Raw genomic sequence first — 19,344 nt, 5'->3', positions numbered from 1 at the left:
ATCGACCTGAAAAACCGAGGCGATTATGGATTCGGCAAGCTCGATCAGGTCGGCGTATCTCTTGAATATCCCCCATTCGGTCCCCTCTCCCTCTGGGAGAGGGCTAGGGTGAGGGGAAGGGCAGACGCCACAAATCCTACTGACGAAACGGCGCAAAATTCACATTGGTCCCCGCCGGACGCATGTCCTGCAGATACGAATCCTTGTCCGCACTCAATTCCAGGCTCAGCGCCGCCTTGCGTTTGCCTTCGTTGCGAATCACCAGGCCTTCGAGCTTTTCGCGCAGGAACACCGTTGGCACTTTCAAGTGCAGCAACTCATCAGTGGCCGGGGTGTGCAGCAGCAAGTGAATCCACTCGTACTGACCGATGGCCAGGCGCGAAACCGGCAAGTCGAACCACCAGATGTTGCGGTTGCGGTTCAGTTCGGCAAAGTGGCAGTTGTTAGTGCCGAGCACGGCGCCGCCCAGTTGCTGGTTGCGACGGGCGATGGCCTGGGTTTTATTGAGCTTCATGACATTCCTGCGAATCGGTGTGCGGGGCGCGACGCCCGTAGGCTGAGCATTCTCGGGGCAACGCCGGCAAACATAAAGCGCAACCTGCGTGCCACGACGAAATGCCGGCAAAATAAATGAAACTCGGCGCAAAGCGCACCGGTCAATCGTTACGTAATGACTTTTCTTCCCTATATGCATCACGGAGAAACACCATGAGTAGCACAGGCGATAAAGTAAAAGGCATGGCCAACGAAGCTGTCGGTAACGTCAAACAGGGCGTCGGCAAGGCCACTGACAACGACAAACTGCGCGCGGAAGGCAAAGTTCAAGAGAAAAAAGGCGAAGCCCAGCAAGCGGTCGGCAACGCCAAGGACGCTGTGAAGAAAGGCGTCGACAAGGCGTAACCGAGCCTTGAACGAATCACACGAGCGGCCATCCAAGGATGGCCGTTTTTGTATCAGAACCCTGCGGTCATCCGCCGAAGGATCGCCAAACAGGCTACCTTGAGGTAAACAACGGCCCCTGAGTCGCCACGACTTCAACCTTTTGCGGCGCAAGGAGACGCGAATGATATTTCCGGACATGAAAGGTCTGCCCCTGCACCGGGTGATGGTGCGCACGGTCACTGAGTTCGTCGATGACGAAATGTCGACCTACGCCTCGGCACTGGCCTACCAGATGCTGTTCTCGCTGTTTCCGTTCATTCTTTTCCTGATCGCGCTGATCGGTTTCCTGCATCTGCCGGACTTCTTCTCCTGGCTGCGCCTGCAATCCGAACTGGTCCTGCCGCCGCAGGCGCTGGAGCAGGTCAATCCGGTGATCGATCAGCTGCAGCAATCCAAGGGTGGTCTGCTTTCAATCGGTATCGTTATCGCCCTGTACACCGCGTCCGCCGGCGTGCGCCTGATGATGAGCGCGATGAACGCCGCTTACGACGTGGTCGAAGGCCGGCCGGTCTGGAAGCGCTTTCCCCTGTCGATCGTCTACACGGTCGGCATCGCCGGCATGCTGCTGATCGCCGCGGCGCTGATGGTCCTCGGGCCGCAGGTGATGGGCTGGATTGCTGCACAAGTGGGGCTGGAGGACTTCATCGTCACAGTGTGGACGATTGCGCGCTGGCCGGTGATCGTGATTCTGATGATGGTCGCGGTGGCGCTGATCTACTACGTGATGCCCGACGTCAAACAGGATTTTCGCTTCATCACCCCCGGTTCGGTGCTGGCGGTGGTGGTGTGGATTCTCGCCTCACTGGGGTTTGCCTTCTACGTGAAAACCTTCGCCAACTACAACGCGATGTATGGCAGCATCGGGGCGATCATCGTGCTGTTGCTGTATTTCTATATTTCCGCGGCGGTACTGTTGCTCGGCGCGGAAATGAATGCGGTGATCGAGCACATGTCCGCCGAAGGCAAGGACAAGGGCGAGAAAGCCCCTGGCGAGCCCGACGAATCCACCAAACAACACGTCTCGGGCCTGGGCCGCGATCACTCGCTCAAGCCGGACACTGATGAAGCGCGACCATGATTCGTGAAATTCTGAAAATGGGCGACGAGCGCCTGCTGCGCATCGCCCCGCCGGTACCGCCGGAGATGTTCAACAGCGCCGAGCTGTGGCAACTGATCGACGACATGTTCCAGACCATGGAAAGCGTCGGCGGCGTTGGTCTGGCGGCACCGCAGATCGGCGTCGATCTGCAACTGGTGATCTTCGGCTTCGAGCACAGCGAGCGTTACCCAGACGCCGAAGCGGTGCCGCAGACGATCCTGATCAATCCGCTGATCACGCCGTTGAATCCGTTGATGGAGGAGGGCTTCGAAGGCTGTCTGTCGGTACCGGGCCTGCGCGGCGCGGTGGATCGCTATCAGCAGATTCGCTACGAAGGCTTTGATCCGAAGGGCGAGCCGATCGTGCGCGTGGCCTCGGGTTTTCATGCGCGGGTGGTGCAGCATGAATGCGATCACCTGATCGGCCGGCTGTACCCATCGCGGATTACCGATTTCAGCAAGTTCGGTTTTACTGAAGTGCTGTTCCCGGATCTCGATCCCAACGCTGACGATTAACCAGAATCAAAAGATCGCAGCCTTCGGCAGCTCCTACAGGGATCGGTGTAGGAGCTGCCGAAGGCTGCGATCTTTTGATCTTAAACCAGCCCCATCGCAATCATCGGCTTGCTCCGCGCGTACCGGCTCAACCGCTCGGCCATCGCTTGCGGCAGCGCCGGGTCTACGCTAAACCCGCGCCGCTCATAAAACCCGCGCAAATCCGGATGGCAAAACAGCCACACCGGCTCGTCGACATCCTTGACCGCCGCCGCAATCAACTGCCCGGCAATTCCCTGCTCGCGACACGCCGGATCGACAAACAACCCCGTCAGCCAACGGCCGCCCGATACCGGCCGCAGGCACAGCGCCGCCACGATCTCGTCGCGCCGCGCGACCCACAGTTGCGCCTCGCGCACGGCTTTCATCGAGGATTGGTGGCTGCGGTAGAACTTGTTCATTAGCGGCCACAACGGTTCGTCGAGCTGGCTGTAGTGGATGTCGGGCATGGTTCGGACTGTCGGTTCGAAAAGCGCCGATTATAAAAGAACGCGCCGGTCGGGATAGGTGTATACCTGATCTCACATCCCTGTGAGTGGAGTACCGATCATGTCCAAAGGTATGGATTCAAAGAAAGCCGCGAAGAAGAAGCCGGCCAAGACCGCGATTGAAAAACGCGCAGAAAAGAAAGCCAAGAAAGTCGACATCTTCGGCCATTGAGCAAACCCTTCGGAAGCCCGTCTCTCGGGCTTCCACTCCATCTGAAAAATAATCTGCAAGATTGCACCGCCTCGTTGCACAGAAGGGGACGATTCCCGTTCCGAGCAGCGCCATGGCTTTTTACTTTGATGCCGAGCATCGCCAGCAAATCGAAACCCTGCGCCAGCGCTTTACCGCCCGCAGCGAATGGCCGACCTGGCTGTTGCTGATCGGTGTGTACGCCGGCTGGTTCGCCATCGTACTCAACAGCGCCTGGCTGGGGCGCGGCTTGAGTACGTTGCTGCTGATCCCGCTGCTGGTGTTGTGGTTGTCGCTGCAGCATGAGCTGCTTCACGGCCATCCGACCCGCTCGACATTCATCAATAAAATCCTCGGCTACGCGCCGTTTGCCGTGTGGTATCCGTACACGCTGTATCGCGACAGTCATCTGCGCCACCACCGCGATGACGATCTGACGGTGCCCGGTATCGATCCGGAAAGTCGCTATCTGACCTCTGCCAACTGGCACGGCGGCTCGTTGTTCGAGCGCAGCGTGCACTGGCTGAACAAGACGGTGCTCGGACGCTTCGTGATTGGCGCGCCGCTGGCGTTGACGGCGTTAGCGCGCGAGGAGCTGCAGCGCTTGCGAAACGCTGATCCGCAAGCCTGGCTGATGTGGTTGAGCCACGGCTTCGTCACTCTACTGATGCTGGGTTTCATTGCCCGCTACAGCATTTTGCCGGTGTGGCATTACCTGTTGCTGATCAGCGTACCGGCGCTGTCGATCGCGATGATCCGTTCGTTTCATGAGCATCGACCGCATGCCCAGGCCGAGCAGCGCACCGTGCTCAACGAGGCCGGCTGGCCATGGCGCTGGCTGTTTCTCAACTTGAATTTTCATCTGGTGCATCACGACTTGCCGGGGCTGGCGTGGTACGACTTGCCCAAGGTCTACCGGCTGCACCGCGAGCAGTGGATTGCGCGCAGTGGCGGGTTTGTCGTGCGCGGGTATGGGCAGTTGTGGCGGCAACATGGCTTCAAACCGATTGATAGCCCGGAGCATCCGTTCCACTAATCCAAAGAACACCAAATCCCCTGTAGGAGTGAGCCTGCTCGCGATAGCGTCGTGTCAGTCACTGAGTTTGTCACTGACACACCGCTATCGCGAGCAGGCTCACTCCTACAGGGGGAATTGGTTGTCGGGGAGAAATATGTAATGACCCAACACCACGCCGAACTGCTGATGTACCCAGCCCCCGAGCCCATCCGCATGGCCAATGAACAGTGGCTCACGCGCATCCTCGAACACCTGGGCCATAGCCGTCTCGACGCGACAAACCTGACGCTGCCCGAACTGTGGTTATCACCCGATCTGCTACTCACTCAGACCTGCGGCTATCCGCTGATGACAGCGCTGCGTGGCCGGGTTCGCGTCATCGGTCGGCCGCGCTATGAATTGCCTGACGCCAGCGCCGGCCAGCATTGCAGCCTGATCCTTGGCCGCGCCGATGATCCGCGCGACACCTTGGCGGAGTTTTGCCATAGCCGTGGCGTGATCAACAGCGAAGACTCCAACAGCGGCATGAACCTGTTGCGCCAGCGTCTGGCGCCGTTGCAGCGAAACGGCCGGTTTTTCGCCAGTGTCGGTATCAGTGGCGGTCACCGCGAGAGCCTGCGCTGGCTGCGGGAAAACCTCGCCGATCTGGCCGCGATCGACAGCGTCACGTTCGCTTATATCGCCCGGCATGCGCCGGAAGAAGTCAGCGGTTTGCGCGTGGTCGCGCGCAGTGCGATGAGCCCGACCTTGCCATTCATTACTGCCGTCAATGCCAGCGACGAGCAGGTCGAACGGCTGCTGCAAGCGATGAATCGCGCCTTGAATGAATTGCCTGATGTGATGCAGACCTTGGGTTTGCCTGAAATTTTGCCGGCCAGCGAAGACGATTATCAGATCCTCCTTGCCTATCAACGGGAGGCGGTAGATCGCGGTTACAGCAATTTGCGTTAACTAGCTGTAATTTCCCAATCGAATATAAAAAGAAGATTTAAATATTATTAACGCATAAGGCGCCTTGCTACGATCGCGCCACCGGAACACCGGACATTCAGCGACCCTTGCCCAGGAGCCCCTATGTCCGGCGCCGATCAATCCCATCGCGACACCGTGGAACGCCTGTTCCGCGCGCATTATCGCTGGCTCTGTCATTACCTGCGTCGACACTCGCGCGACGTGGCCTGTGCTGAAGACATTGCTGGCGAAACCTTCGCCCAATTGCTCGAAGCCCCATCGCTGACGGCGATTCGCGAACCTCGCGCCTTGCTGACGACGATCGCGCAACGTCTGCTTTATCAACACTGGCGCCGTGCGGATCTGCAGCGTCGCCATCTCGCGCAGTCCGACCGTGATGTCGCAGCTTCGCCTGAAGACCTTGCAGAGTTCGCGCAAACTCTCGATCGCCTCGATCGCAGCCTGCATCGCTTGCCGGCCAAGGTTCGTTCGACCTTTCTGCTGGCTCGCATCGATGGCCTGACCTACCCGCAAATCGCTGCCGAACTGGGCATCTCGCAGCGTTCGGTGAGCGTGTACATGGCTCGTTCCCAGGCGCTGTGCGATCGCCACAGCGCCAACCAATTCCTGGAAGAAAAGAGGTCTGCATGACATCGATCAAAACCCTGCTCGGTCGCACGCTGCTGGCGCTGAGCCTGAGCGTCGGCGCTGTTTCAGCGGCGGAGAAAACCGCACCCATCCACTTCGGCGATATCACTTGGGAGAGCGGCAGCTTCATCACCGAGGTGCTGCGCCTGATCGTCGAAAAAGGCTACGGCTATCCGACCGATACGCTTCCGGGCAGCACCGTCAGCCTGGAAGCAGCATTGGCGAAAAACGATATCCAGGTGATCGGCGAAGAGTGGGCCGGGCGCAGTCCGGCGTGGGTCAAGGCTGCCGCCGAGGGCAAGGTATTCGGCCTCGGCGACACGGTCAAAGGTGCCACCGAAGGCTGGTGGGTGCCGGAATACGTGATCAAGGGCGACCCGGAACGCGGGATCAAGGCGCTGGCGCCGGAGTTGAAATCGGTCGCCGACCTGCCGCGCTACAAGGATGTGTTCCGTGACCCGGAAGACCCGAAGCGTGGGCGCTTTCTCAACAGCCCGACCGGCTGGACCTCGGAAATCGTCAACAGCCAGAAGCTCAAGGCCTATGGCTTGACTGACAGCTTCGTCAACTTCCGTACCGGCTCTGGCGCGGCACTGGATGCCGAGGTGGCGTCGTCGATCAAACGCGGCAAACCGGTGCTGTTCTATTACTGGTCGCCGACGCCGCTGCTCGGGCGTTTCAAACTGGTGAAGCTGGAAGAGCCACCGTTCGATGCCGAGGCATGGAAAACCCTGGCCGATGCCAACAACCCGAATCCAAAGGGCACGCGTTCGATGCCGGCGAGCCTGGCGATTGGCGTGTCGGCGCCGTTCAAGGCGCAGTACCCGGAGCTGGTCGCGTTCTTTGAAAAAGTCGATCTGCCGATTGATCTGCTCAACCAGACACTGGCGGGGATGAGTGAAAAACGCCTGCAACCGCGAGCGGTGGCCGAGGCATTTTTGCGTGATCAGCCGCAGGTGTGGACAGCGTGGGTGCCGGGGGAGGTGGCGAATAAGGTGAAGGGTAGTTTGTAGTTGTTCTCCGATGTTTTTGTGGTGCATCACATGACGTCTTCGCGAGCAGGCTCGCTCCCACATTGGAATGCGTACCAACTGTGGGAGCGAGCCTGCTCGCGAAAGCGTCCGCCCAGGCACCATTTTTCCCCGCGCTGAACCGTTTCTTGTACAAAAAATGCGAGATACTGGCCGACTAGTGGCCTTGCGCCCGGCGTCAGGCTGGCTATCCTTGCAGGTAACTAACCATGTCGACCGTCATGCCATCCATGACAGCGGCGCAGGGTTGGTCCGTGATTCATGCTGCCAGAGTGCGCGATCCAAGGCACCGACACTGAACCAACAAGGAGCGTCACCTACATGGAAGTTCTTCTACGCGTTAGGGCTGGCCCGCATCCGGGCTATCAAGAAAAGGATGTCTTGATCAGAGCGTCGCTGCACGACCCCTCCGATTGATCATCATTTATCACCTGACAACTTCCTCCCTTGGAGGAAGGCGTGTGCCTGTTCTGTGGAACGTAGTGGTGGATCTTGAAGGACCTGGACTTTCATCAAATCAAAGAACGCGCGGAAGGTGATACAACCATGTTCAACCTACATCGCAAGGCTGACCTGCGGGAAATCGAGCGCTTCAGCTGCGCGCTGACCGAGGCCAACGCGAAAATCGAAGCGATCAGCCGCTCGATGGCCATGATCGAGTTCACGCCCGAAGGCATCGTCCTCGACGCCAATGAGAACTTCTGCAAGACCATGGGCTACAGCGCCGATGAAGTGCGCGGCAAACACCATCGGATCTTCTGCGAAGAAGGCTTTTATCGCAGCGAGGACTACGCGAAGTTGTGGCGCGACCTGGCCCGTGGCGAACCCCTCAGCGGGACATTTCTGCGGTTGAACAAGAGCGGCCGGGAAATCTGGCTTGAAGCCAGTTACATGCCGGTATTTGGGCCCGACAAACAAGTCAGAAGTGTCATCAAGGTTGCGGCGGACATCACCGCACGCATCAACAAAGAGCATGAAGAAGAAGCCATGCTGGCGGCGATCGGCCGTTCCATGGCAGTGATCGAGTTCACCCCTGAAGGCCATGTCATCAGCGCCAACGACAACTTCCTGCAAACCATGCAGTACACGCACAATGAAATTGTCGGCCAGCACCACAGCCTGTTCTGTCACCGCGCCGAAGCCGAATCCGCGCAGTACAAGGCATTCTGGGCTTCGCTCAACCGCGGCGAATATCACTCGCACCGCTTCGAACGCAAGAACAAGTCCGGGCAGATGGTTTATCTGGAGGCTTCTTACAACCCGCTGTTTGACGCCAAGGGCCGTCTGTACAAAGTGGTCAAGTTCGCCAGCGACATCACCCGGCAGATGACCACCCTGCAAAACGCTGCGGAATCGGCCCACAGCACCTCGGTACAAAACGACGCCTGCGCGCAAAAAGGCTCACAGGTGGTGCAGCAGACCGTGCAGATCATTCAGGACATTTCCCGCGATCTGAACGAAGCGGCGGTGAGCATCGATGCGGTCAGCAAACAGTCGGACATCATCGGCAGCATCGTTCAGACCATTCGCGGGATTGCCGATCAGACCAACCTGCTGGCGCTCAATGCTGCCATCGAAGCGGCGCGTGCCGGGGAACACGGGCGCGGTTTCGCCGTGGTAGCGGACGAGGTGCGTAGCCTCGCGGCGCGCACCAGTCAGGCGACTGTAGAAATCGTCGACGTGGTGCGCAAGAACCATGACCTGTCGCTGAGCGCAGTGTCGAGTATGCAGTCGAGTTTGAGTCGCACCGGGCTGGGGGTGGAACTGGCGAACGAGGCGGGCGAGGTGATCCTCGAGATTCAGCAGGGTTCGCGGCATGTAGTGGATGCGATCAGCCAGTTCAATGAAACCCTGCAATTGAACTGACCTGTTTCAACATCACCAATGCCCAATGTGGGAGTGAGCCTGCTCGCGAAAGCGTTATGTCGGCTAATACATGCCTGTCTGACACGGCGCCTTCGCGAGCAGGCTCGCTCCCACAGTGGAGTCCTGTGTTGGCCTTCAGCGATGGGCAATATTCTCCAGGGCCAGATTGCGCGTGCGTGGGCCGAACCAGCCGATGGTCAGCATCACGATCAGCATGCTGCTGGCAATGAATGCCAACACCCCCGGCGTGCCGAAGTTATCCAGAAACATGCCAATCAACAGACTGCTGAACACCGTCGACAAACGACTGAACGAATAGCAGAACCCGACCGCGCGGGCGCGGATGTTGGTCGGGAACAGTTCGCTCTGATAGGAGTGATAACTGAAGCTCAGCCAGGCATTGCAAAAGGTGATCATCACCCCGCAGAAGATCAGCCCGAACGCGCTGGTCTGCAGGGCGAACAGGGTGCCGAAGGTCATCGCGCCGAGGGCCGAGCCGACGATCTGCCATTTGTTTTCGAAGCGGTTGGCGAACTTGACGAACAGCAACGGCCCGAGCGGGTAGGCGAGGGTGATGATGAACGCGTACATCAGACTGTGGGTGACGCTGACACCCTGGCCGGAAAGCAGCGCCGGCAACCAGTTGCCGAAACCAAAGAAACCGATCGCCTGAAAGATGTGGAAAACGATCAGCATCAACGCGCGGCGCCGGTAGGGCGGCTGCCAGATATCGGCGAAGCGGCCCTTGCCTTCGACATCCACAGGCACCGGTTCCGGCGTATCGAGCGCTTTGCCGTGATCCTTGGCGCAGCGCGCTTCGAGGTTATCGAGGATGCGGTTGGCCTCGTCAAAACGGCCATGCTGCGCCAGCCAGCGCGGCGATTCCGGCAGACGCTTGCGCAGCCACCAGATAAACAGCGCGAACACCGCGCTGGCCAATACCACCCAGCGCCAGCCTGACACGCCGAACGGCGCTTGCGGCACCAGCCACCACGACATCAAGGCCACCGCCGGCACCGAGAGGAACTGCACGAAAAACGCAAAGGCGAACGCCGAGCTGCGCATGCGTTTAGGGACCAGTTCCGAGAGGTAGGCATCGATCGTCACCAATTCGATACCCAAGCCGATGCCGACCAGAAAACGCATGCCGATGATGCCCAGCGCCGAGGTCTGAATGCCCATCAGCACCGTGGCCACGGTGTACCAGATCAGTGCGAAGGTGAAGATCGCCCGGCGGCCGAAGCGATCCGCCAACGGGCTGAGCAGGCTGGCGCCAAGAAACAGGCCGAGGAAGGTCGCCGAGGCAAACGCCGCCTGATCGGAGAAGCCGAATACGCCTTGGTTGCCAGTGGCAAACAGGCCGTCGCGAATCAGGCCGGGGCTGATGTAGGCGGTCTGGAACAGGTCGTAGAGTTCGAAAAATCCACCGATCGACAGCAGCGCCACCAGACGCCAGATCGTGGCGACAGCGGGCAGCCGGTCGATGCGGGCGGAAATCTCGGCGGCGCGTACCGGGTCGATGCCGTCACTGAGCGCGGCGGCGGGAGCGTGAGCAGTCATAAGCTGATCCATTTTTTATTGATGGAAAAGCTTAGCCTGCTATCGGAGTTTACGGATTGTGAATATTGGCTGGTTACCCGGTTAAACCGCTGATTTCTCGCAATATCTTCTTACGAATTAGTGATTTATGCCGCAGCGGGAGAATCCGGCAGCGCAGAGCTCGGCAGGCCGAAGATGCGGTCGAACAGCCAGTTGAACACGAACGTGTAGCACGGGATGAAAATGATCAGCGCCAGATCAAGCAGGAATGCCTGCACCAGACTGATGTTCATCCACCACGCGATCAGCGGAATCAGAAACACGATCAGCGTCAGTTGAAAGCCGACCGCATGGGCGATGCGTCGTTTCACCGTGCGGGTGCGTGAGATCTGGCGACTTTCCCAGCGTTCGAACAACGAGGTGTAGATGAAATTCCAGGTCACGGCGATGCTGGTGATGATCACTGCCAGTGGTCCTGTGCTGCCCGGCGAAGTGCCCGACAACAACGCCAGACCGAGGGCCGAGAAGGTCATGCCGATCACTTCGTAGAGCGATACATAGATCAGTTTGCGTTTCACGCCTTGCATGCAGATTTGCCTCTTTCTTGCCGAATGTTGGCCAGCGGGGCTGGCGAAGGCGACGAAAGATAGCTTCAATAGACCTGACAGAAAAAGTCGGCAGCTTTCAGTTTTATTGATAGGTGGGCAGGTTGAATTTCAACAGCGACAGCATCGAATTGCTTCTCGCGGTGATCGAGCGCGGCTCGTTTTCCGCCGCCGCGCGGCAGTTGGGCAAGGTGCCTTCGGCGGTGAGCATGGGCATTGCCAACCTTGAAGCGGAACTCGGTTACCCGTTGTTCGACCGCAGCCATCGCGAACCGCAACCCACGGCGATGGCCCAATCACTGGTGCCGCACGCGCGACTGATCGCCGAGCAGCTCAAGCAACTGCAAGTGCACGCGGTGGAGTTGTCGCTGGGGCTGGAAAGCAGGTTGTCGATCGGCGTGGTCGCGGACATTGATCGGCGGCGCTTGCTGGCAGCGATCAAAGTGATTGCCGAGCGGCATCCGCTGCTCGACATCGAAGTGCTGACCGCGCCGCAGGATGATGTGCTGGCGATGTTGCACAGCGGCCGGGTCAGCGTGTGCCTGGCCTTCGCCGGGTTGAGCGTGAATGCGCTGGAGCGGTTTCAGTTCGTCGGCAGCGAGCGCATGATCGCCACGCTGGCGGCGGACAGTCCGTTGCTGCAGGGGCGCGATGTGTTTCTCGAAGATCTGGTGCAGGTGCGGCAGATCATCGTCGCCAGTCGTGACTTGCCGATCAGCGAGACCCGGCCGTTGGTGGCTGAATCCTACTGGCGCACGGACAATCTCGAGACGGCGATGGAAATGGTTGAAGCGGGATTGGGCTGGGGCAATTTTCCGCTGTCAGTGGTACAGCCGTGGCTGGAGGCCGGACGCTTGAAACGGCTGAATTTCCGCAACATCGAAAATGGTCTGGTACTGCCAGTGCACGCGGTGTGGCTCAAGAGCCAGCCATTGCAGAAGGGCGCGCAGGCCTTGGTGGACCTGCTCAGCCATTGAGCCCAACACAAAACCCCTGTAGGAGTGAGCCTGCTCGCGATAGCGTTGTGTCAGACGACGCATGTGTTGAATGACACAACGCTATCGCGAGCAGGCTCACTCCTACAGGGGTTGTGTTTCAACTCAGCATTTGTGAAGGGTCAGGTACTCTCGCGCACCTTCAGTTCAAAGCCCATGTCCTCAACCGGACGCGCCACTTTGTTGCCCGCCATCAACGTCAGCATCTGCTCCGCTGCCCGCCGGCCAATCGCTTCGCGTGGAGTATTGATGCTGCTCAGACGGGGCACCATGTGCTCGGACATCGGCAAATCGTTGAAACCGAGAATCGCCACCTGCTCGGGAATCCTGATGCCGTTGCGCAAGGCTTCCAGCAGTGCACCTTGGGCCAGGTCATCGTTGCCGAAAAAAATCGCATCGACATCCGGGTGCGCCGCCAGCAGTTGCACAAACAACTCGCCGCCTAGCCCGACTGACGAAGCACGCGGCGTCAGCACTTCCAGATCCGGGTCGTAGCGGCCCGCCTTCTGCAACGCCTTGCGGAAACCCTCTCCACGCAACAACGTGCGCTGATCCAGCTGTGCGCCGATGTAGGCCAGGCGTTTGCGTCCGCGAGACAGAAGGTGTTCGGCGGCAGTTTCCCCGGCACTCAACTGCGAAAAACCCACGCAATTGACCCCGGCGGCGCTGTCCAGCTCCATCATGTACACGCAGGGAATGTTGCTGAGCTCGATCATCCGCCGCGAACTCTCGGTGCGATCAAAACCGGTCAGCAGAAACCCGCGCGGCTGGTAAGCCATGTAATTGCGTAGGAGGTTTTCTTCTTCATCGCGCGAGTAGTGGAAGTTGCCAATCAAGACTTCGAAACCCTTGGGCGTCAGCACCCGATGAATGGCTTCCAGTGTGTCGATGAACAGCAGGTTGGACAGCGACGGCACCAGCACCACCACCGAATGGCTCTGCGCCGAGGCCAGCGCGCGGGCGGCGGGGTTGACCACATAGTTGAGTTCGAGCGCAGCTTTCTGCACTTTTTCCACCAGTTCGGTGGCCACCGTGCTTACCCCGCGCAGGGCGCGCGAGGCCGTGATCGGGCTGACGCCGGCCAGGCGGGCTACTTCGCTGAGGGTCGGACGGCCGGTGGTGCGGGTATTTTTATCGTTCTTGGGGGAGGTCATCGGGCGGCTTGCCAAACAAAAATCAAGGCACTAAGGTAGCGCTGTCCTGATGCAGCTGCAAATGCGTGAGCGCGGTCCTGCCTGATCTGCGCGCTTTGGCATCGGGAACAAACCTGCTGCAACCCAAAAAAACGACAAGAAGGCGTCGGCAACTTCTGCCTGTGCACTAGAGTCATAGCTAGCAAAGGTAGCGCTGTCTGCGCGCTGAGGTGTTATATGAGTCATCCCATCACCGCCCTGGTCATCATGGGCGTTGCCGGTTGCGGCAAGACGTGCGTCAGCCAGGCCCTGTGCCATTTGAGCGGCGCCACTGCCATTGAAGGCGATACTTTCCATCCGGCCGCGAACATCGAAAAGATGAGCGCGGGGATCCCCCTGAACGACGAAGACCGTGCCGGCTGGCTCGACAGCCTGTGCGATGAACTGCGTCGCGTCGATACCGAAGGCCAGCGCCCGGTGTTGACCTGCTCGGCCCTTAAACACAGTTACCGCGAACGTCTGCGCAGTGCCCTGCCGGGCCTGGGTTTCGTGTTCCTTGAATTGACCCCGGAAGTCGCCGCCGAGCGTGTATCGCACCGCCCGGGCCACTTCATGCCGGCGACGTTGATCGAAAGCCAGTTCGCCACCCTCGAATCGCCAGTAGGCGAGCCGCTGACCCTGGCGCTCAACGCCTCGGTGCACAGCGTCGAAGACCTGGCCCTGCAGGCTCACGTCTGGTGGCAGGCCAACGGCCTGAAACAGGCGGTATGAGTATGTTGAAAAAGACAGCGCTGTCCTCCCGACTTCTGTTCAACCCGCTTTAATAACAACAACAATCCAGGAGACACCCCCCATGTTTGGCATGTCCCACGAGACGTTCCTGCTGCTCGATGCGGTGGTCACGGTAATCGGCCTGATTATCCTGATCACCAAATTCAAGATTCACCCCTTTATCGCCCTGACCATCGCCGCCGCGTTCCTCGGCCTGACCTCCGGCATGCCGATCAACACCATCATCAAGGCGTTCCAGGATGGCTTCGGTGGCGTACTCGGTTTCGTCGGCATCATCCTCGCCCTGGGCACCATGCTCGGCAAGATGATGGCCGAATCCGGCGGCGCCGATCAGATCGCCCAGACCCTGATCCGCGCCTTCGGCAAGGACAAGGTGCAGTGGGCAATGATGTTCGCCGCGTTCCTGGTGGGCATTCCGCTGTTCTTCGAAATCGGCTTCGTGCTGCTGATCCCGCTGGTGTTCATCGTCGCTCGTCGCACTGGTGTATCGATCATCAAGATCGGTATCCCTCTGCTCGCCGGCCTCTCTGCGGTGCACGGTCTGGTACCGCCGCACCCGGGCCCGCTGCTGGCCATCGGCGTGTTCGGCGCTGACATCGGCAAGACCATTCTCTACGGCCTGATCGTCGCGCTGCCGACCGCCATCATTGCCGGTCCGATCTTCGGTACGTTCATCGCCAAGCACATTCCGGGTCACCCGAATCAGGAACTGGTCGATCAACTGGCCCGCGAAAACGATTCGGCCAACCTGCCGAGCTTCGGCATCACCCTGGTCACCGTGCTGCTGCCGGTATTCCTGATGCTGCTGAAAACCTTCGCTGACGTGGCGCTGCCGGACGGCAATTTCTTCCGCATCTGGATGGACATGATCGGCCATCCGATCTCCGCACTGCTGCTGGCGTTGCTGCTGTCGCTGTACACCTTCGGCTACAAGCAGGGCATCGGTTCCAACCAGATGCTCAAGTGGCTGGACGCGAGTCTGGCGCCAACCGCCGCAATCATCCTGATCATTGGTGCCGGCGGTGGCTTCAAGCAGATGCTGGTGACCAGCGGCGTGGGTGACGTGATCGGCCACATGGCAGTGAGCGCGCAGATCTCGCCGATCCTGTTGGCATGGCTGGTGGCGGCGGTGATTCGTATCGCCACCGGTTCGGCGACCGTGGCGACCATCACCGGTGCCGGTATTGTGGTGCCGGTTGTCGGCATGATTCCGGGTGTCAACCGTGAGCTGCTGGTACTGGCCACCGGCGCCGGCTCGCTGATTCTGTCCCACGTCAACGACGCCGGTTTCTGGCTGGTCAAGCAGTACTTCAACATGACCGTGGCCGAAACCTTCAAGACCTGGACCGCGATGGAAACCATTCTCTCCATCGTCGCGTTGGGCTTTATCCTGCTGTTGTCGCTGTTCGTTTAAGCGGCCGTTTGCAGGCACGAAAAAACCGCAGCGATGCGGTTTTTTTGTGCCTGAAATCTCGATGCTGATTACATCCCCTTGTAGGAGTGAGCCTGCTCGCGATAGCGGTGTGTCAGTGCCATTTACCGTAACTGACACACCGCTATCGCGAGCAGGCTCACTCCTATAGGTTTTGTGTTAGCCGCCAGTTTTTGCGACTAACCCATCCGCGCGAAACATCCCGCGAATCCCGCGCACGGCCTGACGAATGCGGTCCTGGTTTTCGATCAGCGCAAAGCGCACGTGGTCGTCGCCATACTCACCAAACCCCACCCCCGGCGACACGCAGACCTTGGCCTCGGCCAGCAGTTTCTTGGCAAATTCCAGCGAACCCAGATGCGCATACGCCTCGGGAATCTTCGCCCAGACATACATCGACGCTTTCGGGTTCTCGACCATCCAGCCCAGCTCATGCAGGCCTTTGACCAGCACGTTACGGCGCTGGCGATACTGCTCGGCGATGTCGCGCACGCATTGCTGGTCGCCTTCGAGCGCAGCAATCGCCGCCACTTGCAGCGGAGTAAAGGTGCCGTAGTCGTGGTAGCTCTTGATCCGCGCCAGGGCGTTGACCAGTTCCGGGTTGCCGACCATGAACCCGATGCGCCAGCCGGCCATGTTGTAGCTCTTGGACAGGGTGAAAAATTCCACCGCGATGTCCTTGGCGCCCGGCACCTGCATGATCGACGGCGCTTTCCAGCCGTCGTAGACGATATCGGCGTAAGCCAGGTCGTGGATGACCAAGACGTCGTACTGCTTGGCGAGGGCGATCACCCGTTCGAAGAAATCCAGCTCCACGCACTGCGCCGTCGGGTTCGACGGGAAGCCGAGGATCATCATTTTCGGCTTGGGGATCGAGCCGCGAATCGCGCGCTCAAGCTCATCGAAGAAATCCACCCCCGGCACCAGCGGCACCGACCGCACCTGAGCGCCGGCAATCACCGCGCCGTAGATGTGAATCGGATAGCTCGGGTTCGGCACCAGTACCGTGTCGCCCTGATCCAGGGTCGCCAGCATCAAATGCGCCAGGCCTTCCTTGGAACCGATGGTGACGATGGCTTCGCTTTCCGGGTCGATATCGACTTCGTAGCGCTGCTTGTACCAGTTGGAAATTGCCCGACGCAGGCGCGGAATGCCCTTGGACGTCGAGTAACCGTGGGTGTCTTCACGTTGGGCGACCTGCACGAGTTTTTCGACAATGTGCGGCGGCGTGGCGCCGTCGGGATTGCCCATGCTCAGGTCGATGATGTCTTCACCACGGCGGCGAGCGGCCATCTTCAGCTCGGCGGTGATGTTGAAAACGTAAGGGGGGAGTCGATCTATGCGCGCAAAGCGGCGCGGCGAACCTTGTTCGGCCATTGTTGCCTCGGATAACGTAAGCGCCCGGAACCGTCCGAGCGACGCTGGTCACTGCGGTGACCTGTGGCGGAAGATAAGGGCAGTGATGGCATACTGTCCAGCGCGGTTGTAAACATTTTTTTCAAGGAAAATCGGTCAATGGAATTCACCAGCGGCTTCCTGCTGAGCCTTTCGCTGTGCCTGGATATCGGCGTGGCCAACATCGCGATGATCACCCTGGCCATGCAGCGCGGCTACTTTCAGGGCTTCGCCCTCGGCCTGGGCACCTGCGTCGGCGACTTGATTTATGCGGTGCTGGCACTGGCCGGCATGACCGTTTTGCTGCAGTACGAAAGCGTGCGCTGGGTGCTGTGGATTGGCGGTTCGGCGCTGCTGATCTACTTCGCGGCGAAGATGATTTATTCGGCGATTCATCACGAAGCGCTGCTGGCGGAGACGGCGGAAGTGGGGCAGAACTCCCATCGCAAGGAATTCTTTCGCGGCATCTTTCTCGCCATGTCGTCGCCAAGCGCGATTCTCTGGTTCGCTGCCGTTGGCGGCACATTGATCGCTCGATCCGGTGGCGGTGGTCCGTTGAGTTCGGCGCTGTTTCTCGGCGGCTTTCTTTGCGCCGGGCTGCTGTGGTCGGCCGGTTTGTGCTTCGCGGCAAGCCACGGCGGCAAGCTGCTGGGCGACAAGCTGCTGCGCTACTCCTACTTGGCTTCAGCGGCGATCTTCTGCTATTTCGCGGTGTACGTAATCGTTTCCGGCTACAACGAGTTTGTCGGCTCGGGCGCCGTCGAGCAGTTGCATGCGCTGTAAACGTGCGAAACGGGTCGGGCTTTCTATACTCCCAGCCGAACCCACTTTTCCGTTCTCAGGAGTCGCGTCATGGATGAACAAAAACGCGTCGAAATAGCTCAACCGCGCTTCGAATACGGGCCGTTTCTGTTGATTGCCGGTTTTGGCGGGCGATTCACTCAGGCAACCACCGGAGACATTCCGGCGTTATGGGAAAAGCTCATCCCGCATCTGGGAAAAATCCCCGCGCAGGTCAATGAAGTGACCTACGGCGTTTGCTGCAATGCGGACGGCGAGGGCGGTTTCGAATACATCGCCGGGGTGCAGATCGACAAGCTCGACGAGCTGCCGGAGCAGTATCGCTGGGTTGAAATCCAGCCGCAGAAATATGCGGTGTTCGAGCACAAAGGACCCCTGACGCAACTCCCCGACACCTTCCAGTACATCTGGAAAACCTGGCTGCCGCAGTCCGGGTACGAAGCGGCGGACGCACCGGAGTTCGAGCGCTACAGCGAGGATTTCAATCCGAAACTCAACACCGGCACCCTGGAAATCTGGCTGCCGATCAAGGCCTGACCGGCGTTCGAATCGAGGCGAAGCATGTCCGCCCCGGTGGTTGTGCTTTATGCTGGCGGGCCTTGTTTCCACAGATTTCCGAGTTGCCATGAACACCGTGATCCGCAACGTCAGCGCCGCCGACCTCGAGCGCTGCTACGCCATCGAAACCGTCGCCTACGAAGGCGACGAAGCCGCCACCCGCGAGAAGATCGCCACGCGCATTGCCACTTGGCCGGACGGCTTTGTCGTCGCCGAGGTGGACGGTGTAGTCGCCGGTTTCATCAATGCCGGCGCGGCGTTCGACGTGCAGATGTCCGACGAGGCCTTCAAGGAACTGATCGGCCACGACCCGAAAGGCCCGAACGTGGTGATCATGTCGGTGGTAGTGCACCCGGATTACCAGGGGCAGGGCCTGGCCAAGCGCCTGCTCGGCGAATTCATCGAGCGCATGCGCGCGATGGATAAAGCGACGATTCATCTGATGTGCAAGGAACAGCACATTGCGCTGTACGCCGGTTTCGGTTTTGCCTACATCAAACCGTCCGAATCCGACCATGGCGGTATGGCCTGGCACGAGATGATCCTGACCCTCTGAACTTCAATCAAAACTGTGGGAGCGAGCCTGCTCGCGAAGGCGGATTTCAGATAAGCAAGTGTCGACTGACACGACGCCTTCGCGAGCAGGCTCGCTCCCACAGGGTTTTGAGGTGTTTGTAGTTGCGCGGTTAGTAAAGGCTTTCACGCACCCGTTTCGGCGCTTCCCGATCATAGGTGTCGGCGTCGAACTGGCCGTCATTCAGGCGCTTGTGAAATGCGCCAGCAGATGGCAGGGCCGAGCGTGGCAGGTGCGTTTCGGGATTCCACGCATCCGAGCGGACAAAGGCTTTCGAGCAGTGAAAAAACGCCGCGTCCACCGTCACCAGCAACACGGTTTTCGCCGGTTTGCCATTCACCGCAAAACTCTCAAGCATTGCCGGTTCATCGCTGATCAACGCTGTGCCATTGACCCGCAATGTCTCGCCGATCCCGGGAATGATGAACAGCAGCGACACCCGCGAATCGTGCAGCACATTGCGCAAGGTATCGATGCGGTTGTTGCCCGGGCGATCTGGTAGGGCCAACGTGTTTTGATCAATGATCCGAACAAACCCCGGCGCATCACCGCGCGGCGAGTTATCGAGGCCATCGGTCCCCACCGAACTGACGATCACTAGCGGCGACAGGCGCACCATCGCCTGATAATCCTCGTTGAGAAAGCCGATCTGCTTGCGCACGGCGCGTTCGTGTGGCCGGCCGTAAATGGCTTCCAATGCTTCTATCGAATCGATCATCGTTTATCCCTCTAC

21 protein-coding genes and 1 pseudogene are annotated in these 19,344 nt (G+C 59.5%); 15 read left to right on the top strand and 7 right to left on the bottom strand.

What is annotated here, in order from left to right; all coding sequences use genetic code 11:
• Positions 1–136: 136 nt before the first annotated feature.
• Positions 137–514: a hypothetical protein gene (locus J2Y90_RS25630; protein WP_042607251.1), complete on the bottom strand. Its 378-nt coding sequence runs from the start codon at positions 512–514 to the stop codon at positions 137–139.
• Positions 515–708: 194 nt separating this feature from the next.
• On the opposite strand from J2Y90_RS25630, the gene J2Y90_RS25625 reads away from it, so the two are divergent.
• The 3 genes from J2Y90_RS25625 to def all read left to right on the top strand — a co-directional run bounded on the left by J2Y90_RS25625 (position 709) and on the right by def (position 2,556).
• Positions 709–900 carry a CsbD family protein gene (locus J2Y90_RS25625; protein WP_042607250.1) on the top strand — a complete coding sequence of 64 codons (192 nt, stop codon included), beginning with the start codon at positions 709–711 and terminating at the stop codon, positions 898–900.
• Positions 901–1,063: 163 nt separating this feature from the next.
• A complete protein-coding gene (locus J2Y90_RS25620; RefSeq protein WP_137213982.1) occupies positions 1,064–2,020 on the top strand; it encodes a YihY/virulence factor BrkB family protein in 957 nt (318 codons plus the stop codon).
• Entirely contained in the window at positions 2,017–2,556 is a 540-nt protein-coding gene (gene def / locus J2Y90_RS25615) for a peptide deformylase (RefSeq protein ID WP_039758091.1), read from the top strand. The genes J2Y90_RS25620 and def overlap by 4 nt, the downstream gene beginning before the upstream one ends.
• Positions 2,557–2,636: 80 nt before the next feature.
• On the opposite strand, the gene J2Y90_RS25610 is transcribed toward def, so the two are convergent.
• Positions 2,637–3,044: a GNAT family N-acetyltransferase gene (locus tag J2Y90_RS25610; protein WP_253504686.1), complete on the bottom strand. Its 408-nt coding sequence runs from the start codon at positions 3,042–3,044 to the stop codon at positions 2,637–2,639.
• A gap of 323 nt (positions 3,045–3,367) precedes the next feature.
• Here J2Y90_RS25610 and J2Y90_RS25605 point away from each other — a divergent pair, with 323 nt between their 5' ends.
• The 6 genes and pseudogenes from J2Y90_RS25605 (at position 3,368) to J2Y90_RS26825 (ending at position 8,787) form a co-directional block, all read left to right on the top strand.
• Positions 3,368–4,309: a fatty acid desaturase gene (locus J2Y90_RS25605; protein WP_253504683.1), complete on the top strand. Its 942-nt coding sequence runs from the start codon at positions 3,368–3,370 to the stop codon at positions 4,307–4,309.
• A 141-nt stretch (positions 4,310–4,450) separates the two neighbouring features.
• Complete coding sequence (locus J2Y90_RS25600; protein ID WP_253504681.1) at positions 4,451–5,242, top strand: phosphate/phosphite/phosphonate ABC transporter substrate-binding protein; 792 nt, start codon at positions 4,451–4,453, stop codon at positions 5,240–5,242.
• Positions 5,243–5,365: 123 nt separating this feature from the next.
• Positions 5,366–5,893: a sigma-70 family RNA polymerase sigma factor gene (locus tag J2Y90_RS25595; protein ID WP_253504679.1), complete on the top strand. Its 528-nt coding sequence runs from the start codon at positions 5,366–5,368 to the stop codon at positions 5,891–5,893.
• Positions 5,890–6,903, top strand: coding sequence for an ABC transporter substrate-binding protein (locus tag J2Y90_RS25590; RefSeq protein WP_253504677.1), 1,014 nt, complete (start codon positions 5,890–5,892; stop codon positions 6,901–6,903). The genes J2Y90_RS25595 and J2Y90_RS25590 overlap by 4 nt, the downstream gene beginning before the upstream one ends.
• A 564-nt stretch (positions 6,904–7,467) precedes the next feature.
• A pseudogene (locus tag J2Y90_RS26830) lies at positions 7,468–8,241 on the top strand (PAS domain-containing protein); the annotation flags it as partial.
• Positions 8,242–8,247: 6 nt separating this feature from the next.
• Complete coding sequence (locus J2Y90_RS26825; protein WP_253505351.1) at positions 8,248–8,787, top strand: methyl-accepting chemotaxis protein; 540 nt, start codon at positions 8,248–8,250, stop codon at positions 8,785–8,787.
• A 135-nt stretch (positions 8,788–8,922) separates the two neighbouring features.
• Here J2Y90_RS26825 and J2Y90_RS25575 read toward each other — a convergent pair whose 3' ends face one another.
• Together J2Y90_RS25575 and J2Y90_RS25570 are read right to left on the bottom strand one after the other, a co-directional pair.
• On the bottom strand, positions 8,923–10,347 hold the full coding sequence (locus J2Y90_RS25575; RefSeq protein ID WP_253504675.1) for an MFS transporter: 1,425 nt from the start codon (positions 10,345–10,347) through the stop codon (positions 8,923–8,925).
• A 125-nt stretch (positions 10,348–10,472) separates the two neighbouring features.
• Complete coding sequence (locus J2Y90_RS25570; protein WP_253504673.1) at positions 10,473–10,913, bottom strand: PACE efflux transporter; 441 nt, start codon at positions 10,911–10,913, stop codon at positions 10,473–10,475.
• Between the two features lie 122 nt (positions 10,914–11,035).
• Here J2Y90_RS25570 and J2Y90_RS25565 point away from each other — a divergent pair, with 122 nt between their 5' ends.
• Positions 11,036–11,908, top strand: a complete 873-nt coding sequence (locus J2Y90_RS25565; protein WP_253504671.1) for a LysR family transcriptional regulator — start codon at positions 11,036–11,038, stop codon at positions 11,906–11,908.
• A gap of 140 nt (positions 11,909–12,048) precedes the next feature.
• Here the strand turns inward: J2Y90_RS25565 and J2Y90_RS25560 are convergent, their stop codons facing one another.
• Positions 12,049–13,080 (bottom strand): LacI family DNA-binding transcriptional regulator, encoded by a 1,032-nt coding sequence (locus J2Y90_RS25560; protein WP_253504669.1) that lies wholly within the window; start codon positions 13,078–13,080, stop codon positions 12,049–12,051.
• A 216-nt stretch (positions 13,081–13,296) separates the two neighbouring features.
• On the opposite strand from J2Y90_RS25560, the gene J2Y90_RS25555 reads away from it, so the two are divergent.
• Both J2Y90_RS25555 and J2Y90_RS25550 read left to right on the top strand, forming a co-directional pair.
• Positions 13,297–13,830, top strand: coding sequence for a gluconokinase (locus J2Y90_RS25555; RefSeq protein WP_253504667.1), 534 nt, complete (start codon positions 13,297–13,299; stop codon positions 13,828–13,830).
• A gap of 82 nt (positions 13,831–13,912) precedes the next feature.
• On the top strand, positions 13,913–15,265 hold the full coding sequence (locus J2Y90_RS25550; RefSeq protein WP_253504664.1) for a GntP family permease: 1,353 nt from the start codon (positions 13,913–13,915) through the stop codon (positions 15,263–15,265).
• 177 nt (positions 15,266–15,442) lie between these two features.
• Here J2Y90_RS25550 and alaC read toward each other — a convergent pair whose 3' ends face one another.
• Entirely contained in the window at positions 15,443–16,660 is a 1,218-nt protein-coding gene (gene alaC, locus J2Y90_RS25545) for an alanine transaminase (RefSeq protein WP_093099119.1), read from the bottom strand.
• Between the two features lie 138 nt (positions 16,661–16,798).
• Here alaC and J2Y90_RS25540 point away from each other — a divergent pair, with 138 nt between their 5' ends.
• The 3 genes from J2Y90_RS25540 (at position 16,799) to J2Y90_RS25530 (ending at position 18,593) form a co-directional block, all read left to right on the top strand.
• Positions 16,799–17,461, top strand: a complete 663-nt coding sequence (locus tag J2Y90_RS25540) for a LysE family translocator (RefSeq protein ID WP_123418899.1) — start codon at positions 16,799–16,801, stop codon at positions 17,459–17,461.
• A 69-nt stretch (positions 17,462–17,530) separates the two neighbouring features.
• A complete protein-coding gene (locus J2Y90_RS25535; RefSeq protein ID WP_253504661.1) occupies positions 17,531–18,016 on the top strand; it encodes a GyrI-like domain-containing protein in 486 nt (161 codons plus the stop codon).
• 88 nt (positions 18,017–18,104) lie between these two features.
• The gene (locus tag J2Y90_RS25530; RefSeq protein ID WP_253504659.1) at positions 18,105–18,593 is read left to right on the top strand and encodes a GNAT family N-acetyltransferase; all 489 of its coding nucleotides are present in this window, start codon (positions 18,105–18,107) and stop codon (positions 18,591–18,593) included.
• A gap of 130 nt (positions 18,594–18,723) precedes the next feature.
• On the opposite strand, the gene J2Y90_RS25525 is transcribed toward J2Y90_RS25530, so the two are convergent.
• Positions 18,724–19,329, bottom strand: a complete 606-nt coding sequence (locus tag J2Y90_RS25525) for a pyridoxamine 5'-phosphate oxidase family protein (RefSeq protein ID WP_253504656.1) — start codon at positions 19,327–19,329, stop codon at positions 18,724–18,726.
• Positions 19,330–19,344: the final 15 nt, after the last annotated feature.

Source organism: Pseudomonas koreensis (assembly GCF_024169245.1).
Taxonomy (GTDB): Bacteria; Pseudomonadota; Gammaproteobacteria; order Pseudomonadales; family Pseudomonadaceae; genus Aquipseudomonas; species Aquipseudomonas koreensis_F.
This window is presented reverse-complemented; position numbering and strand designations above follow the sequence as displayed.

Bases quoted from the DNA above. Each gene is read 5' to 3' on its own strand.
- J2Y90_RS25610 (WP_253504686.1), bottom strand. From the start codon at position 3,044: ATGCCCGACATCCACTACAGCCAGCTCGACGAACCGTTGTGGCCGCTA.
- J2Y90_RS25555 (WP_253504667.1), top strand. From the start codon at position 13,297: ATGAGTCATCCCATCACCGCCCTGGTCATCATGGGCGTTGCCGGTTGC.
- J2Y90_RS25570 (WP_253504673.1), bottom strand. From the start codon at position 10,913: ATGCAAGGCGTGAAACGCAAACTGATCTATGTATCGCTCTACGAAGTG.
- J2Y90_RS25535 (WP_253504661.1), top strand. From the start codon at position 17,531: ATGGATGAACAAAAACGCGTCGAAATAGCTCAACCGCGCTTCGAATAC.
- J2Y90_RS25590 (WP_253504677.1), top strand. From the start codon at position 5,890: ATGACATCGATCAAAACCCTGCTCGGTCGCACGCTGCTGGCGCTGAGC.
- J2Y90_RS26825 (WP_253505351.1), top strand. From the start codon at position 8,248: ATGACCACCCTGCAAAACGCTGCGGAATCGGCCCACAGCACCTCGGTA.
- J2Y90_RS25525 (WP_253504656.1), bottom strand. From the start codon at position 19,329: ATGATCGATTCGATAGAAGCATTGGAAGCCATTTACGGCCGGCCACAC.
- J2Y90_RS25605 (WP_253504683.1), top strand. From the start codon at position 3,368: ATGGCTTTTTACTTTGATGCCGAGCATCGCCAGCAAATCGAAACCCTG.
- J2Y90_RS25625 (WP_042607250.1), top strand. From the start codon at position 709: ATGAGTAGCACAGGCGATAAAGTAAAAGGCATGGCCAACGAAGCTGTC.
- J2Y90_RS25540 (WP_123418899.1), top strand. From the start codon at position 16,799: ATGGAATTCACCAGCGGCTTCCTGCTGAGCCTTTCGCTGTGCCTGGAT.
- J2Y90_RS25620 (WP_137213982.1), top strand. From the start codon at position 1,064: ATGATATTTCCGGACATGAAAGGTCTGCCCCTGCACCGGGTGATGGTG.
- def (WP_039758091.1), top strand. From the start codon at position 2,017: ATGATTCGTGAAATTCTGAAAATGGGCGACGAGCGCCTGCTGCGCATC.
- J2Y90_RS25575 (WP_253504675.1), bottom strand. From the start codon at position 10,347: ATGACTGCTCACGCTCCCGCCGCCGCGCTCAGTGACGGCATCGACCCG.
- J2Y90_RS25560 (WP_253504669.1), bottom strand. From the start codon at position 13,080: ATGACCTCCCCCAAGAACGATAAAAATACCCGCACCACCGGCCGTCCG.
- J2Y90_RS25530 (WP_253504659.1), top strand. From the start codon at position 18,105: ATGAACACCGTGATCCGCAACGTCAGCGCCGCCGACCTCGAGCGCTGC.
- alaC (WP_093099119.1), bottom strand. From the start codon at position 16,660: ATGGCCGAACAAGGTTCGCCGCGCCGCTTTGCGCGCATAGATCGACTC.
- J2Y90_RS25600 (WP_253504681.1), top strand. From the start codon at position 4,451: ATGACCCAACACCACGCCGAACTGCTGATGTACCCAGCCCCCGAGCCC.
- J2Y90_RS25550 (WP_253504664.1), top strand. From the start codon at position 13,913: ATGTTTGGCATGTCCCACGAGACGTTCCTGCTGCTCGATGCGGTGGTC.
- J2Y90_RS25595 (WP_253504679.1), top strand. From the start codon at position 5,366: ATGTCCGGCGCCGATCAATCCCATCGCGACACCGTGGAACGCCTGTTC.
- J2Y90_RS25630 (WP_042607251.1), bottom strand. From the start codon at position 514: ATGAAGCTCAATAAAACCCAGGCCATCGCCCGTCGCAACCAGCAACTG.